The organism is Paenibacillus rhizoplanae (genome assembly GCF_042684125.1).
Lineage (GTDB): Bacteria > Bacillota > Bacilli > Paenibacillales > Paenibacillaceae > Paenibacillus_AQ > Paenibacillus_AQ rhizoplanae.
On record NZ_JBHUKY010000039.1, the window covers coordinates 1 to 15,876 of the forward strand.

15 protein-coding genes and 1 pseudogene are annotated in these 15,876 nt (G+C 53.8%); 14 read left to right on the forward strand and 2 right to left on the reverse strand.

Annotation, left to right across the window (positions count from 1 at the left end; genetic code table 11):
- The 6 genes and pseudogenes from ACFSX3_RS22045 to pyk all read left to right on the forward strand — a co-directional run.
- Positions 1–400, forward strand: a pseudogene (locus ACFSX3_RS22045) (DNA polymerase III subunit alpha); the annotation flags it as partial.
- Between the two features lie 238 nt (positions 401–638).
- A complete protein-coding gene (locus ACFSX3_RS22050; RefSeq protein ID WP_209993409.1) occupies positions 639–1,139 on the forward strand; it encodes a phosphatidylglycerophosphatase A family protein in 501 nt (166 codons plus the stop codon).
- A gap of 147 nt (positions 1,140–1,286) precedes the next feature.
- Entirely contained in the window at positions 1,287–1,475 is a 189-nt protein-coding gene (locus tag ACFSX3_RS22055) for a hypothetical protein (protein ID WP_036700684.1), read from the forward strand.
- Positions 1,476–1,559: 84 nt separating this feature from the next.
- Positions 1,560–2,453 carry an acetyl-CoA carboxylase, carboxyltransferase subunit beta gene (gene accD, locus ACFSX3_RS22060; protein ID WP_209993408.1) on the forward strand — a complete coding sequence of 298 codons (894 nt, stop codon included), beginning with the start codon at positions 1,560–1,562 and terminating at the stop codon, positions 2,451–2,453.
- Between the two features lies 1 nt (position 2,454).
- The gene (locus ACFSX3_RS22065; protein ID WP_209993407.1) at positions 2,455–3,456 is read left to right on the forward strand and encodes an acetyl-CoA carboxylase carboxyltransferase subunit alpha; all 1,002 of its coding nucleotides are present in this window, start codon (positions 2,455–2,457) and stop codon (positions 3,454–3,456) included.
- A 375-nt stretch (positions 3,457–3,831) separates the two neighbouring features.
- Complete coding sequence (pyk, locus tag ACFSX3_RS22070; RefSeq protein WP_036725599.1) at positions 3,832–5,256, forward strand: pyruvate kinase; 1,425 nt, start codon at positions 3,832–3,834, stop codon at positions 5,254–5,256.
- Between the two features lie 134 nt (positions 5,257–5,390).
- Here pyk and ACFSX3_RS22075 read toward each other — a convergent pair whose 3' ends face one another.
- Complete coding sequence (locus ACFSX3_RS22075) at positions 5,391–6,134, reverse strand: G1 family glutamic endopeptidase (RefSeq protein WP_209993406.1); 744 nt, start codon at positions 6,132–6,134, stop codon at positions 5,391–5,393.
- Positions 6,135–6,236: 102 nt separating this feature from the next.
- Between ACFSX3_RS22075 and ACFSX3_RS22080 the strand changes: the two genes are divergently transcribed.
- Genes ACFSX3_RS22080 through ACFSX3_RS22090 form a run of 3 tightly spaced genes read left to right on the forward strand, consistent with a single transcriptional unit; the run spans position 6,237 to position 8,373 of the window.
- Positions 6,237–7,418, forward strand: coding sequence for an MFS transporter (locus ACFSX3_RS22080; RefSeq protein ID WP_209993405.1), 1,182 nt, complete (start codon positions 6,237–6,239; stop codon positions 7,416–7,418).
- Positions 7,419–7,466: 48 nt separating this feature from the next.
- Entirely contained in the window at positions 7,467–7,946 is a 480-nt protein-coding gene (locus tag ACFSX3_RS22085; RefSeq protein WP_209993404.1) for an acyl-CoA thioesterase, read from the forward strand.
- Positions 7,947–7,974: 28 nt separating this feature from the next.
- Entirely contained in the window at positions 7,975–8,373 is a 399-nt protein-coding gene (locus tag ACFSX3_RS22090) for an FxsA family protein (RefSeq protein ID WP_036695825.1), read from the forward strand.
- Positions 8,374–8,514: 141 nt separating this feature from the next.
- On the opposite strand, the gene ytvI is transcribed toward ACFSX3_RS22090, so the two are convergent.
- On the reverse strand, positions 8,515–9,630 hold the full coding sequence (gene ytvI / locus ACFSX3_RS22095) for a sporulation integral membrane protein YtvI (protein ID WP_209993483.1): 1,116 nt from the start codon (positions 9,628–9,630) through the stop codon (positions 8,515–8,517).
- Between the two features lie 390 nt (positions 9,631–10,020).
- Here ytvI and ACFSX3_RS22100 point away from each other — a divergent pair, with 390 nt between their 5' ends.
- From ACFSX3_RS22100 to ACFSX3_RS22120, 5 genes are all read left to right on the forward strand, one after another.
- Positions 10,021–11,133 (forward strand): citrate/2-methylcitrate synthase, encoded by a 1,113-nt coding sequence (locus tag ACFSX3_RS22100; protein WP_209993403.1) that lies wholly within the window; start codon positions 10,021–10,023, stop codon positions 11,131–11,133.
- Positions 11,134–11,235: 102 nt separating this feature from the next.
- Entirely contained in the window at positions 11,236–12,531 is a 1,296-nt protein-coding gene (icd, locus tag ACFSX3_RS22105; RefSeq protein ID WP_209993402.1) for an NADP-dependent isocitrate dehydrogenase, read from the forward strand.
- A 107-nt stretch (positions 12,532–12,638) separates the two neighbouring features.
- Entirely contained in the window at positions 12,639–13,580 is a 942-nt protein-coding gene (gene mdh / locus ACFSX3_RS22110) for a malate dehydrogenase (RefSeq protein WP_209993401.1), read from the forward strand.
- A 49-nt stretch (positions 13,581–13,629) separates the two neighbouring features.
- Positions 13,630–14,055, forward strand: a complete 426-nt coding sequence (locus tag ACFSX3_RS22115; protein WP_209993482.1) for a hypothetical protein — start codon at positions 13,630–13,632, stop codon at positions 14,053–14,055.
- A gap of 181 nt (positions 14,056–14,236) precedes the next feature.
- Positions 14,237–15,487 (forward strand): S-layer homology domain-containing protein, encoded by a 1,251-nt coding sequence (locus ACFSX3_RS22120; RefSeq protein WP_209993400.1) that lies wholly within the window; start codon positions 14,237–14,239, stop codon positions 15,485–15,487.
- Positions 15,488–15,876: the final 389 nt, after the last annotated feature.

Consider the following 15,876-nt stretch of genomic DNA (forward strand, 5'->3'; position numbering starts at 1 on the left):
GCCCGGTGGTGCAGCTGGCGCCGCCGCTGCACCGGGCACGCGCACACCGGCGGCACAGCCGCCCGGTGCGCGCGCTTCCGCGGCCGCGTCAGACGCGCGGCCGGGCAGTCCTGCCCCGCTGCGCACGGGGCAGGCCCCGGCTGCTGAGCGCTTCGCAGACTCAGCGCAGAGCGCCCAGCGTGTCTTCATCAAGATCACGCCGGGCGCTGAGCTGAAGGGTCTGCTGCCGCGCCTCCAGGCGCTGCTGCAGAACCATCCGGGACCCGCAGCGACGCTGCTGTTCTATGAGCGCAACCAGAAGGTGCTTGCGCTCAGCGACAGCTACCGGATCGAGCCCTCGGAGGAGCTGTTCGCAGCCATTGAGGAGATGCTGGGTGCCGGAACGGTCCGCCTCAGATAGGAGCAGCCAAGCCATCCTTGGAGCATGTTCGAAGCGAACATGCAGACAGGTGTAATAATGAGCATACTCAATGCACCATAATCGGGGCATGGCAACCCTGATCTTTTTAGCACATTTGCCCCCTCATCCGCATACATTAGGGAACCAATAGAGTGAACTTATGAATCTGTCAGGCTTCACTCTCAAGTTCATCTAATTCATAGCGGGGCATTGTCCCGTACGGAAGGGGAATGATATCATGTCCTATCAAATGGCGGAGGATCTGCTGGGGCGCCGGGGAGTATCGCTGAGCTCGATCGCGGAGATCGTCTATATTCTGCAATCGGTCTACTATCCGACTCTAACAGAGGAAGAATGTCTGGTAAGTGTCAAGTCGGTCCTGAGCAAAAGAGAGGTCCAGTATACGCTCATGACCGGGATTGCGCTGGATGAGCTGGCCGAGAAGAAGCTGCTGCCCCAGCCGTTTCAGGCGGTAATGGAAGCGGATGAATCGCTCTATGGGGCGGACGAGACTCTGGCGCTGGGCATCACGAGCGTGTATGGAATGATCGGTCTGACCAGCTTCGGCTACCTCGATAAAATAAAGCTTGGAATTATCGGCAAATTGAATGATGATAAGGGGAGCATTCACGTATTTCTGGATGATCTTGTGGCCGGAATCGCGGCTGCAGCTTCAGCCCGGATCGCCCACCGGCATGAGGGTGCGAAGGTATATCCCCATGTGACCGGGACCGAATAACGGCTGCTCCTGATACGTTGTGTGCGGCCTCCCGGGCCTGAGTCCTTCCTGCCAGACTTGCTTGCGGGAAAAAAGAAAACTGTGTTATCATAATTTCATTATATTCAGGATACGGCTGGATTCGAGATTAGGGAGGCCTTGCAGGGCATGTGGACGGTAATCTATATAGCGCCGACCGCCAAAGTGGCGGAGATGATCCAGAGGAAGCTTACGGAAGAAGGATTTCTGATTAAATGCCGTCCCATCAATATGTCCAAGCAGCAGTTTGAGATTCTGGTTCCTTCGGGAGAGCTTGAAGAAGTGCAGGAGGTTCTCAATCTGATTCTGCATCCCTGAAGAGTATGGCGTAGAGATTCAAGAGCATTCATGACAGCGGCAAGCTGCTATTTACGCAAATAAACGGCTGAAGAGGTGCGACCCTTGTTCAAAGATTTATTTCAGAAAAAACGGAAGTACGCCACTATTCCTTCAGAACGTCTGGAGCGAAGCGGCGGACCGGCAGAAGGCGAGCGCCCCAAGCGGGAGATTCCCGAAGGCCTCATGAGCAAGTGTGCCAAATGCGGAACGATCCAGTACAGCAAGGAACTGGAGAAGAATTTGAAAATATGCCCGTCCTGCGGCTATCATATGCGCCTGAATGCGGCGGAACGGATTGCCATGACGCTTGACCCGGAAGGGTTCATTGAGTTCGATAGCGAGATGGCGTCCATTGATCCGCTGAAGTTCCCCGGCTATGCCTCCAAACTGGAGCAGCAGCAGTCCAAAACCGGACAGGTTGAAGCCGTAATCACCGGCCAGGGCAGCATCGGCGGACATCCTGTTATTGTAGCTGTGATGAACTTTGAGTTCTTCACCGGCAGCATGGGGTCCGTGGTCGGCGAGAAGATTACGAGAGCGGTTGAAGAAGCGACAGAGCGGGGATTACCGATGCTGATCTTCTCCACCTCCGGCGGGGCCAGAATGCAGGAGAGCATCCTCAGTCTCATGCAGATGGCCAAGACAAGTGCCGCGCTGGCCCGGTTCAGTGAAGCGGGCGGCCTCTATATCTCCATTATTACTGATCCGACCACCGGCGGGGTATCCGCTAGCTTTGCCAGCCTGGGCGACATTATTATTGCCGAGCCTGGAGCGGTATTCGGCTTTGCCGGACGGATTGTCATTGAGCAGACGATCCGCCAGAAGCTGCCGGAGGATTTCCAGACGGCAGAGTTCAATCTGCAGCATGGACAGCTGGATATGGTCGTGCACCGTAAGGAAATGCGCTCCACACTCACCAAGCTGCTGGAGCTGCATGATGTGAAAGGGGGATTTTAGGTTGGCAGGAGAGTTGCCTTTTGAAATGCCTCTGGTAGAAATGCGCAAAAAAATCGCCGAACTCAAGCAGTTCGGCGAAGAGAAGGGCATTGATTTCAGCGATGAGGTAGCCCGGCTTGAAGAGCGCTACAGCGAACTGGAGAATGAGATCTATTCCAATATATCCCCGGCCCAGAAGATGCATCTGGCCCGGCATCACGTACGCCCGACCTCGCTGGATCTGATCGGGCTTATCTTCACGGATTTCATCGAGCTGCATGGTGACCGCCTGTACGGTGACGATCTTGCTGTAGTCGGCGGAATCGCCAAGCTGAACGGCCAGCCGGTGACCGTCATCGGGCAGCAGCGCGGCAAGGATACGAAGGAGAATATTCTGCGCTTCTTCGGCAGTGCCCATCCGGAAGGCTTCCGCAAGGCACTGCGGCTGATGAAGCAGGCGGAGAAGTTCGGCCGCCCGATCATCACCTTTGTTGATACCAAAGGGGCTTACCCCGGCAATACCGCCGAGGAACGCGGACAATCGGGAGCGATCGCCCGCAATTTGTTCGAGATGTCTCAGCTGGCCGTACCGGTGATCTGCGTGATCATAGGCGAGGGCGGCAGCGGCGGAGCCTTGGCGATGGCCGTGGGCAACCGCGTGCTGATGCTGGAGAATGCGATCTATTCTGCGATCTCGCCTAACGGTGCAGCGTCGATTCTGTGGAAGGATGCAACCAAGGCGGAGCAGGCGGCAGAGGCCATGAAGATTACGGCCACCGATCTGCTGGAGATGGAAGTGATCGAGGAGATTATTGCTGAGCCCAGAGGCGGTGCGCACCGGGATTACGAAGCTGCGGCTGAGGCGATTAAGTACACGGTCTGGCGTCACCTGCAAGAGCTGTCTGGTATGGATGCAGCGGCGCTGAAGGAAGACCGTTACCTGAAATTCCGCAAAATCGGCGAGTTTTCCGAGTCGCTACTAGAGCAGGATTCCGATCAGGAAGAAGTGCAGATTGTGGAGTAAGCGGGGAGATTCTCTCCGGGGAATGAGCGGCATGGCCGATACCTCCGGTTTGCACTTTTTAACATATTCCAGCTTATTCCAGCCCGTAATCGGGACAAGACCAATTATACAATTAATCCCATTCCGATCATCCTGTTCTTCTTGCAGGATGATTTTTCTTTTATCGGCCATCCTATATTATTCGACTTTAATTTACAGCAAAAACAGGCACTAACATTGATTTTGTGTTCAACATGCAGTAATATTCATAAGGGCGCAATAAAACGTGCATGTCTTTACATGTGATAAAGTTCCTATACAGAGAGCGAACCTTATAGTAGATTTTGTAGTTGGAAAAGACGAGACAGAGAGAACGAAAAAACGGAGGAAAACCTAATGCGGAAAAGTAAAATTGTATGTACGATCGGACCTGCAAGTGAATCGTTGGAGAATATCAAAAAATTGATTTTGGCTGGTATGAATGTGGCCCGTCTGAACTTCTCCCACGGCGATTTTGATGAGCATGGAGCCCGGATCAACACGATCCGTCAAGCATCCAAGGAACTTGGCAAGACCGTTGCCATCCTGCTCGACACCAAAGGACCTGAGATTCGTACAGGCAAGCTGGAAGTAGAACCGATTGAACTGGTTCAGGATGAGTATCTGACATTGACTACGGAAGAGATCCTTGGCGACCACAACCGTATCTCCATCACTTACAACAACCTGCCTAACGATGTTCAAGTAGGATCGACGATCCTGATCGACGACGGCCTGATCGGCCTTACGGTTGTCGACATTCAAGGCACTGAAATCAAGACCCGTATTGTTAACGGCGGTACGATCAAGAGCAAGAAGGGTGTTAACGTACCAGGAGTATCTATCTCCTTGCCGGGTATTACGGAAAAAGATACCAATGATATCATTTTCGGGATCGGACAGGACATTGATTTTATTGCCGCTTCTTTCGTACGCAAAGCCAGCGACGTTCTGGAAATCCGTGAACTGCTTGCGAAGCATGATGCTTCCCACATCCAGATCATTTCCAAGATCGAGAACCAGGAAGGTGTCGATAACCTGGATGAAATCCTGGCAGTATCCGACGGCCTGATGGTTGCCCGTGGCGACCTTGGTGTAGAAATCCCTGCTGAAGATGTACCTTTGGCTCAGAAGCTGATGATTCAGAAATGTAACATCGCCGGCAAACCGGTAATCACAGCTACCCAAATGCTGGATTCCATGCAGCGCAACCCGCGCCCAACCCGCGCTGAAGCAAGTGACGTAGCGAACGCAATCTTCGACGGAACCGATGCAATCATGCTGTCCGGTGAGACTGCTGCCGGGAAATATCCGGTAGAATCCGTACTGACTATGTCCCGTATTGCTGAGAAAGCAGAATCTGCTCTGAACCATCGTGAGATCTTCATGAAGCAGCAGATTGCTCAAGAAACTACTGTAACTGAAGCGATCAGCCAATCCGTAGCGATCTCCGCTCTGGATCTGAATGCCAAGGCGATCATTTCTTCGACTGTAACTGGCCACACTGCACGCGTGGTTTCCAAATATCGTCCTAAATCACAGATCATTGCTGTGACTACCCAGGAAAGAACCATGCGTCAGCTGGCGCTGGTATGGGGCGTAACTCCTGTATTCGGTCCTGAAGCTCATTCTACTGACGAATTGCTGGAAACAGCTCTTAACGGCGGTAAAGCTTCCGGTCTGGTTAAAGCCGGCGATCTTGTAGTCATCACTGCAGGTATCCCGCTTGGACGTTCCGGTTCCACTAACCTGGTGAAGGTAGATACGATTCCAGCCGACTAGGATTTGGAAGAGCATCTGCAGCACGAATAAGATATAATAAAAAGAGCAGTGGCGCTTGATTGCCGCTGCTCTTTTTTGATATCGATGATGCAAATGGATATATTGGACCTGAGTGTGTGGAGCAGGACGGCAGGTCAGGGAGTCGTATAAATAGGGTTCCTGGAATACACGGCAGGGGGACTTTTATGATAAATTCGTCTGACCGAAAAGGCGCTTCCGCAAGAGCGCGGAGGAGAAGGCACGGCCAGCAGCTTCTTATTCTGGATCATAATGCCGCCGTCTGAGACCTTTAGTCTGGGGCTACGTCCATTGACTTGGCAACAGGTGAAGCAAACTGTGGATAACTTGGACAGCGGCGCGATATCGAACCCTACCTGCGGTGCTTCGACAATCCATTCGGCAGAGCTTTGCGGTCCGTTATAGCGCTGTACGGTGCGGAAAACCCAGCATTTGCTGAGATTGCGCAGGGTGATGCACCATTTGCCGGGACTTATCTTGACAATGGAAGCGCGCATATGGTTGCCGGGAGAGACGGGGAGAGGAATTACGGTCTCGGAGGCGGGGAGAATCTCCCACCAGGCATAATACCGGACTTTTCCGTTCACCGACTCATGGCCGGTGCCCGTCTGAATAAGGCTGCTGTTCTTGAAGCCGTCGATGCCGATCCAGGCCGAGGAGAACGTAGGTTTTACCGTAGGCTTTACATAAGGGACGATCCAGTCGGCGGATATCTGCCGGTAGCTGCCTTTTTTGCCGGAAATGGCATAACCGCTCCAGTTGCTTGACGTCCAGCCGAAGCCTGAACTGGCGGCTCTGCCCGTATTGAGTTTATCCTTCAGACAGGGTTTGCTTCGTGTTAATCTATTGACTTGGCCCACTTGTCCACCGCCTCATAATAGGTTGTGCTCTATTTAATGCAGCAGGCGGCTATGAAGGTTGGGTATTCTGTTAAAAAGAATGAGAGAGGACTTGTAATCCCCATGGAAAAAATAACAAAGCTGCGCGGGTTCTATCTGTTTCTGGGACTGGCCGGGGGCTCCTTCGGATCTTACCTGTCGCTGCTGCTGAAATCGAATGGACTTGAGGTCAGCCAGATCGGCGTGCTGATGGCTATGGGTACGCTGATCGCCATCTGTGTCCAGCCTTTATGGGGAGTGGTCTCCGACCGGTATAACCAGGCGCGGCTGGTGCTGATTCTGAGCGTGGCGGTTCCGGCAGTGCTTGCGGTCCTATACCGCTCGGAATATTTTATCGTGCTGATGCTGGTGTATACCGTGTCCACGATCTTCTCCTCTACACAGGCGCCTATAGCCGACTCCTACGCCATAGTGGCCGCGAACAGGGCTGGAGCCACTTACGGCAGCATCCGCATGATGATGAGCATAGGCGCCGCCGTAGGGGCCATTGCGGGGGGACAGTATGTATCCAAGTTCTCCGTATCAAGCATCTGGCTGCCGTTTCTGCTGCTGAATAGCGTCGCTGTAGTGATTGCCTTCACCCTTCCCAAGCAGGCGGAGGAGAATCATATGATGAGCCAGTCCTTCTCCCAGGGGATCAAAAAACTGCTTGGCAACCGCATATTCCTGGCCTTCCTTGGCGGCAGCTTTCTGGTCAATCAGACCATGACGGCGTTCGGGACTTATTTCGTCATTGCCTTCCAGTCGGTCGGAGGGTCCACCAGCTCTGCGGGGATCGCTCTGTTCCTGGCGTCGATTACCAATGTTCCGTCCATGTTCTTCGCTTCCCGTGTGATCCGCAGGCTGGGCATGGAGCGGACGCTGCTGCTCGGTGCGCTGATCTATGTGCTGCGCTGGGGAATTCAGGTGGCCTTCCCGTACCCTTCGGTTATGATCGGCGTACAGGTGCTTCACGGCCTCTCGTTCGGGTTCTTTTATATCGCGGCGGTTGAATATGTATCGAAGATTACCTCAGCGGAGATGCAGGCGACCGGGCAAAGTGTCTTTAACATCGTATTCTCCGGGTTAGCCGGCATTCTGGGCAATCTGTTGAACGGGATGCTGCTGAATCAGGGCGGGGTCGAGCTGATGAACCTCTCCTGTATGCTTAGTGCGGCTGCGGGCGCGGCCCTTCTGTTCTATGTCGCCCGAAGCTCACGCCGCAAGCTGCCGCTGAAGTCTGCATCCGGCGGGATCGGCGCTTAGCGGGCTGATGGCTGCCGGATAGGCTGTATTTTAGAAAGGAGCATGAATATGAATCCGCATCAACCGGGATGGGCCAGCCGCTGGCACAGTACCTCCATCCGCGTACGTTATCAGGAGACCGACCAGATGGGCGTCGTCTACCATGCCAACTATTTGATCTGGTTTGAGTGCGGCCGCACGGAGATGTTCCGTGAGCTGGGCTTCGACTACCGGAGGCTGGAGGGCCTCGGTCTGCTGCTGCCGGTGACCTCTGCAGATTTGCAATTTAAAAGCCCCGCGCGATATGATGATCTTATTACCGTGTATGCGCGGTTAACCACCTTCTCGGCTCTGAGGGTTGTGTATGAATATGAAATCCGCCGGATGGCGGCGGGTCAGGAAGGGCAGGAGCGGACCGCAGGCGAGCTTCTGGTCAGCGGCTCGACGAGCCATGTCTGGCTGAACGGGGAATGGCGGCCGGTGCGGATCGACAGGGCACAGCCTGAGCTGTTCCATGCCATCCTGGCTGCGCTGAAGGAAGAAGAATAGCGTTAATGGAAGAAGAAGGAGGAGCAGTATGATCAGGAACAAATGGCTGTGGGCCGCCCTATTTGCAGTCCCGGCCGTGGAATTATTCGGTTTCATCTATGTCTCAAGTTTTCTTGGAGCGCCCAAGACGCTGCTGATCATGCTGGCTACTTCGGTCATCGGTTTGCTAATGATGCGGTTCGAAGGCAAGAAAGTGCTGCAGGACAGCAGAACACATATGCAGGAAGGCCGGGTGCCCGGACGGACCATGCTGGACGGCTTATGTATTTTCTTCGGCGGTCTGCTGCTGATTCTGCCGGGATTTGTCACGGATCTGATCGGCTTTACTCTGGTATTTCCGCTGACCCGGCCGCTTTACCGGGTTTTTCTGCTGAAATGGATCGAGAAAAAGATGAAAAACGGCACGTTCACCTTCTACCGCAGGTAAGTGGGTAATAAGGAAGTAATCAGGCTTGTCAGAAGGTGTTCAGTTGCAGGGTGCTGCGGCCGGATGCCTTTTTGGCGTTAGGGAGGGGTGCTATAGGCAGTTTCCCGCGGCGGAGGGCCACCGCTAGTTTCGAGCGCCGCCCTAATGCAGCCTGCCGCTGAGGATATAGCTGCGCAGGGCGCGGAATACGCCGGCGCGGGCGAATGCGTCGAGAATAACGAGCAGCACCGGGCCGAGGATCAGGCCGAGCATGCCCATTAGCTGAAGGCCGGCGAACATGCCGATCAGCATGGCGAGCGGATCGACGCCGATACTGCTGGCGAGTACCTTAGGCTCAAGCACCTGGCGGGTGATCAGGATGACGCCGTAGAGCACCAGCAGCCCGATGGCCAGCGCCATGTTCCCGGTCATGTATGAATACAAGGCCCACGGCAGAATGACGATGCCGACGCCCAGATAAGGAATCAGATCGACGATACCGATGGTCAGGCCGATGGCGAAGGCTGAGCTGACGCCAAGCAACAGCAGGCCGATGATCACAATCACCGCTGTTACGGAGATCAGCACCAGCTGGGCGCGGATGTAGCCGAACAGCGCCTTGCGCAGATCCTTCCAGATCTCCGACACCGGTCTTAGCAGCGGGGCTGGGAGCAGGGCGGTCAGCTTGGCATTATGCCGTTCCCATCCGGTGCTGAGGAAGAAGGCAGCCAGCACGATCACAATTAGAATGGTGCCCAGGCTCGGCAGCGAAGAGATCAGCTTCAGGATGAGATTGAAGAACCCGGTAATCATCTGCGTCACGGCTTGGCCGACAGTTTCAGTGGTCCGGTTGATATTGCTGTCAATGGTGGCGTGATAGCCGGGGTTGTCGTGGTAAAACTGGTTGATTTGGTTAATAATATTCTGAATGCTGGCATTGCGGCTCAGGGACAGCAGCAGCTCCCGCCACTGGTCGGTATGAAGATCGAAGGTCTGAATCAGCCCGATCAGCTCTTTGACCAGTCTTGTGATGAGGGCGGTCAGTACAAGAGCGGTGCCTCCGATGTAGAATAGCAGCGAGAGGGATACAGCGAGCCAGCCGGGGAGCTTCAGCCCTTTAAGCACCAGGACAAGGGGATGCATAAGGTAAGCTAGCAGCCAGGCGACCAACAGGGGATACAGGAGCGGCAGCAGTACATAGACAGCCAGCAGAATCAGGGCGGCGGCAAGCACGACCCAGAGGCCGCGCAGCAATCTTTTAAGCACAAGTGTATCGATCTTCGGTCCCTCCCACTCTGGCGGATTCCAGGAATAACGGCTCGTCTTATGTATATTCATAGGGGGTGTGAAAAGACTAGCAGCGATAGAAAAGGGCAGACTGCAGCCATAACTCTAACCTGGAAGCGCAATCATGAAACATTCTTTGCATTCGTTTTTTTCTATCCCTCCGATAAAATCATTTGATGTGCTGTAAAGCTTCCACGTTGTTCACATAACCGTCAAAATCCGGTATGATAATTAAAGGTTAAAGAGCAGAAAATTAGTTGCAATCTTCTGAGCCGGTCCTGAAGCTTTTTTTCAGAGAGTTGAAATACTAACAAATGTAAATGTTTACATGAGGTTTGAAGCGGCACTATACACTCTTGTTGGCAAAGGAGAGAGATAACTATGACAGCTACCAAAGGACTTGAAGGCATTGTTGCAACGACCTCCTCGATCAGCTCTATCGTAGATGGAGTGCTCACTTACCGCGGCTATGATATTGACGATCTTGCAGATCATGCCACATTTGAGGAGACTGCTTATTTGCTGTGGTTCGGCAGTCTGCCGACGGTGCCGGAGCTTGAAGCTCTGCGGCGCGACCTCAGCGCTTATGCTCCGATCCCGGAGCAGGTGCTCACCCAAATGAAGCTGTATCCCAAGGAAGCCAACACCATGGCCGCTTTGCGCTCAGCCGTATCGAGTCTGGCGCTGTATGATGAAGCAGCCGATGATATGAGCAAGGAAGCGAACCAGATTAAGGCGCTGAAGCTGCAGGCGCAGATTCCGACTGTAGTTGCCACACTGGCACGCATCCGCAAAGGCCTGGAGCCGGTAGCGCCCAAAGAGGGCCTGACCATCGCCGAGAACTTCCTCTATATGCTGTGGGGAAAAGAGCCGGATGCGGTGTCGGTTAAGGCGCTGGATACGGCGCTTGTGCTGCATGCCGACCATGAGCTGAATGCTTCGACTTTTGCAGGACGGGTGACGGTTGCGACCTTGTCCGACATCTATTCCGGTGTGACCTCGGCGATCGGTGCGCTTAAGGGGCCGCTGCACGGCGGGGCGAATGAAGCCGTAATGAAGATGCTCGAGGAGATCGGCAGCCTGGACGCGGTGGAGCCGTATATTCAGGGCAAGCTGGAGCGCCGCGAGAAGATTATGGGCTTCGGACACCGCGTCTATAAGAACGGCGACCCGCGCGCCAAGCACCTGATGAAGATGTCCAGCGAGCTGGGGACGATGAAGAATGACACCAGTCTCTATGACATGTCGGTCAAGGTGGAAGAGCTGATCACCAGCCAAAAGGGGCTGAAACCGAACGTGGATTTCTATTCGGCTTCGGTCTACACACAGCTGGGGATTGAACGGGAGCTGTTCACCCCTATCTTCGCGATCAGCCGGACCTCGGGCTGGACGGCCCACATTCTGGAGCAGTACGAAGACAACCGTATCATCCGTCCGCGTGCGGAATATACAGGCATGTCCGACATGAAATACGTCCCTGTTGACGAACGATAACAGGGTGACAGGCAGGGCGGCCCTTGCGGGCTGCTCTACCCCTTTAGTACAATGAATGATAGGAATGCTTGTACATCATACTTTTAGGAGGAATATCTACAAATGTTGAAACTGGAACAATACGATCTGCCCACAGAAGGCGAACAAATTACAATCGAAGACGGCAAGCTGCTGGTTCCGGATCAGCCGATCATTCCATTCATCGAGGGTGACGGGACAGGCCGTGACATTTGGAAAGCCTCCAAGCGGGTGCTGGATGCAGCTGTAGAGAAAGCCTACGGCGGTGAGAAAAAGATTGCGTGGTACGAAGTGTTTGCCGGCGAGAAGGCCTTCAATACATATGGTGAATGGCTGCCGAACGACACGCTGGAAGCGATCCGCGAGTACATTGTGGCGATCAAGGGCCCGCTGACCACTCCGATCGGAGGAGGAATCCGCTCCCTGAACGTGGCGTTGCGCCAGGAGCTTGACCTGTATGTATGCCTGCGCCCGGTGCGTTACTTCGACGGCGTTCCTTCTCCGGTGAAGCATCCTGAGCTGGTCGATATGGTTATTTTCCGGGAGAACACTGAGGATATCTATGCCGGTATTGAGTATCAGGAAGGCTCCGCTGAAGTGAAGAAGGTTATCGAATTCCTGCAGAAGGAAATGGGCGTGAACAAAATCCGCTTCCCGGAAACCTCCGGTATCGGCATCAAGCCTGTATCCGAAGAAGGTTCGAAGCGCCTTGTTCGTGCGGCAGTGGAATATGCGATCAAGCACGGACGTAAGAGCGTGACCCTGGTTCACAAAGGCAACATCATGAAATTCACGGAAGGCGCATTTAAGAACTGGGGCTACGAAGTGGCTGAACAGGAGTTCGGCGACAAGGTCTTCACCTGGAACCAGTATGATGTCATCAAGGAACGCGACGGTGAAGCGGCTGCGAATGCTGCCCAGAAGGAAGCTGAAGCAGCAGGCAAGGTCATCGTCAAGGATGCCATTGCAGACATTGCACTCCAGCAGGTATTGACACGCCCGACAGACTTCGATGTCATTGCGACGCTGAACCTGAACGGGGACTATCTTTCCGACGCACTGGCTGCCCAGATCGGCGGCATCGGTATTGCTCCAGGAGCGAACATCAACTATCTTACGGGACATGCCATTTTTGAAGCTACTCATGGTACTGCACCTAAGTATGCAGACAAGGATGTAGTGAATCCGGGCTCTGTCATTCTCTCCGGCGTTATGCTGCTTGAGCATCTGGGCTGGCAGGAAGCGGCTGACCTGATCTACAAGGGAATGACTGCGGCGATTAACAATAAGACGGTTACTTATGACTTTGCCCGCCAAATGGAAGGCGCGACGGAGCTGAAATGCTCTGCTTTTGCCGACGAAATCATCAACCATCTGTAATTAGGCCAGGACGGATAGTACTACAAAGTATAAGCTGCACATCTGTGTAGCTTATACTTGCGTCAGGCCGCCTCAAGGTCAACATCATATTCGGAGGGAGGGGTACTATGGCCATCAGACGTTCTAAAATCACTATCGTAGGTGCCGGATTCACCGGCGCGACTACGGCGCTTATGCTTGCCCAGAAGGAGCTTGGCAATGTAGTGCTGCTTGACATTCCTCAGCTTGAGAATCAGACCAAGGGCAAGGTGCTGGATATGCTTCAAGCGGGACCCGTGCAGAACTTCGATGCTCAAATTACCGGAACCTCCAGCTATGAGGATGCAGCAGGCTCGGATATTGTCATCATTACGGCAGGAATCGCACGGAAGCCCGGCATGAGCCGTGATGATCTGGTCAACACGAATGCGGGTATCGTGAAGTCGGTCTGTGAGAATGTGAAGCGTGTGGCTCCAGAGTCCATTGTGATCATTCTGAGTAATCCGGTGGATGCCATGACCTATGTGGCGTATCATGCGCTCGGTTTTCCCAAGAACCGCGTAATTGGACAATCCGGTGTACTGGACACGGCCCGCTATTGCACCTTCATCGCTCAGGAGCTTAATGTATCGGTGGAGGATGTACGCGGATTCGTGCTGGGCGGCCATGGGGATGATATGGTGCCGTTAGTGCGTTATTCCAGCGTGGGCGGTATTCCGATCGACACCCTGATCCCGGCAGAGCGCATTGCGGAGATTGTGCAGCGTACCCGTGTCGGCGGCGGTGAGATTGTCAGCCTGCTGGGGAACGGCAGCGCGTATTATGCTCCGGCTGCCTCGCTGGTTCATATGACGGAGGCTATTCTCAAGGACAAGAAACGGATCATACCGGTAATCGCTCTGCTTGAGGGTGAATACGGCTATGAGAACCTGTTCATGGGAGTTCCTGCGCTTTTGGGAGCGGAGGGCATTGAGCGGATTTTTGAACTGGAGCTTACGGCGGAGGAACAGGCGGCACTCGATCAGTCCGCTGATTCGGTCCGAGCGGTGACTTCTTCGTTAACTATGTAACCCCGGCAATCTGCCGGAGCCCCTCAAATTGAAATTGGAGGAGATTATGATGGGTCATGTTTTCTTTTTTCTGCATATGATCGGGACGCTGGCACTCGGTTTCTATCTGGTGCTGCCGTTTATTTTAAGCGGGACGGCTAAGCTGTCCTCCCCGGCGAAGGAAGGCACCTTGAGTGCTATTGGCGGATTCAACCGTTTTGCCCAATACGGCCTTGTGATCCAGCTGCTGACCGGCGGCTATATGATGACCAAGGGCGAGTATTCTGTACCTTGGATGATCATTGTTACGGTGCTTCTGCTGGCTATGTTCGCGTTCGGCGGGATTATGACCAAGCCTCTGCGCCTTGCTGCGGCAGGCATGAGAGAGAACCGTGATGTCTCTGCGGAGACTGCCAAGATCCGTACTATGAGTCTGCTGCTGATGGTTTCCCTGGTGATCATGATTTTCTTCATGGTCTACAACACGATTATCTAAATAACCTGCTGCCGGATGGGCAGTGTGATAACAGCTCTGGAAGCCTCGGCCTCCAGGGCTGTTTCGCATGTCTGGATGCACATGGTTGGATATTGTTCCCAACGGCTATGTATTCCGATACACTGTGATTAGGTGCTTGGTTCATTTGGCATCACATACATACTTAGGAGTGAGCGCAGTAATGATAGGAAGAAAATTAGTAACGGTCGGGCTGAGTCTGGGCTTGCTGCTGGGTTCAGCCGGGCATATGTCTGCGGCAGCCGATTATGAAGGACACTGGGCGCAGAAGCAGATGAGCCGCTGGCTGGAACAGGGATGGCTGAAGGGATTCGCGGACGGGTCAGTCCGGCCGGATCAGGCGATCACTAGAGCGGAATTTATCGCGTTAATCAACCAGTTGGCCGGGCTGACGACTGAGAGCAAGGTGAAGGCCGATTTCAGCGATCTGCCTAAGACGAGCTGGGCATACGAAGAAATCTCCAAAGCGCTGGAAGTGGGCATCATCAAGGGGGACGGAAGCACCATTCGTCCGGGCGATCCCGTTAAGCGGCAGGAGGCGGCGATTATGGTGAGCAGAATGATGCATTATGAGACAGGAAGCACGGAGGTATTATCCATGCTCAGCGATAAGGATCAGATTGCAGGCTGGAGCCAAGCCGATGTCGCTGCAATGATCAATGCCGGAGGAATGAAGGGGTACCCGGACGGGCGGTTTGCTCCAGAACAGGCGATGACCCGGGCCGAAGCGGTTGCACTGCTGGATTACTACAATGTCACAAGCGGCGGCTTGCAGAGTGTAACTATAAGCCGTTCTGAGGGGCTTGGAAGCTTTGAACCAGGAGCCATCAAATACTATAACAATGTCACTGTATCCGGCTATGATGTGCTGCTGCAGAATCTGAAGATTTTTGGAGACCTGGTCCTGGAGGAAGGGATCGGCAACGGAGAGGTGAACTTGGACAGTGTTGAAGTACTAGGCAAGGTCATCATACAGGGCAGCGGAGATCCCTCAGTGCAGCTCAAGAACACAACCATGAACCAAGTGATTGTGCAGAAGAATAGTGGAACTGCCCGCCTGGTCACCGAAGGTACAACCTGGGTGAAGGCATTGTCGGTACAGTCCGGTGTAAATCTGGAAGAGGGGGAGGGTACCGGAGAAGGGTTCACAGATATTGATCTGCCATCCGGCCTTGCAGCCGGGATCGTAGTGACGCTTAACGGCAATTTCAGAGATGTGAACATTGAAGCCAAAGGGCCCGTCCTCCACCTGCAAAAAGGCTCCATACGCACGCTTAAGACCGCTGCCTCTGCAATAGGGGTTAAGATAGAGCTGGATCAAGGGACAACGGTGACGCAGGCGATTCTGAATATGTCAACGAAGGTTACGGGTGCGGGTAAGGTTCAGGATGCAATTGTGAAGGAAGATGAATAGAGTTCTGGAAATAAGGCCGCTAACCCAAGGAGTGAGGTCTTGTCATGAGGGGCGATGTATTGCTATGAAGAGAAATCGACCCGATGTATGCGAAAACAAACATGTCTTTCAAGGCACAGCTCCAGCATGAAAATGAGCAGCGTGCCTAAAAACAGAATGTCCACAATTGGACCGGACGCGCCACGTAGGCCGAATGTAATCGAAAAACAGGCATGACAAGACAGAGGCCTTGTCACCCCCAGGAATGAAAATAAGTGGGTGGCATCCGTCGCATCCATTCTAAATGATGCTGTAGTCGTCAACACTACATATACAAATCAAAGGGCGGAAGCGGTTACTGGGACACACCCCGTGCGAAAAACCGTTCTATTGCGCTTTTCGAGCATCGC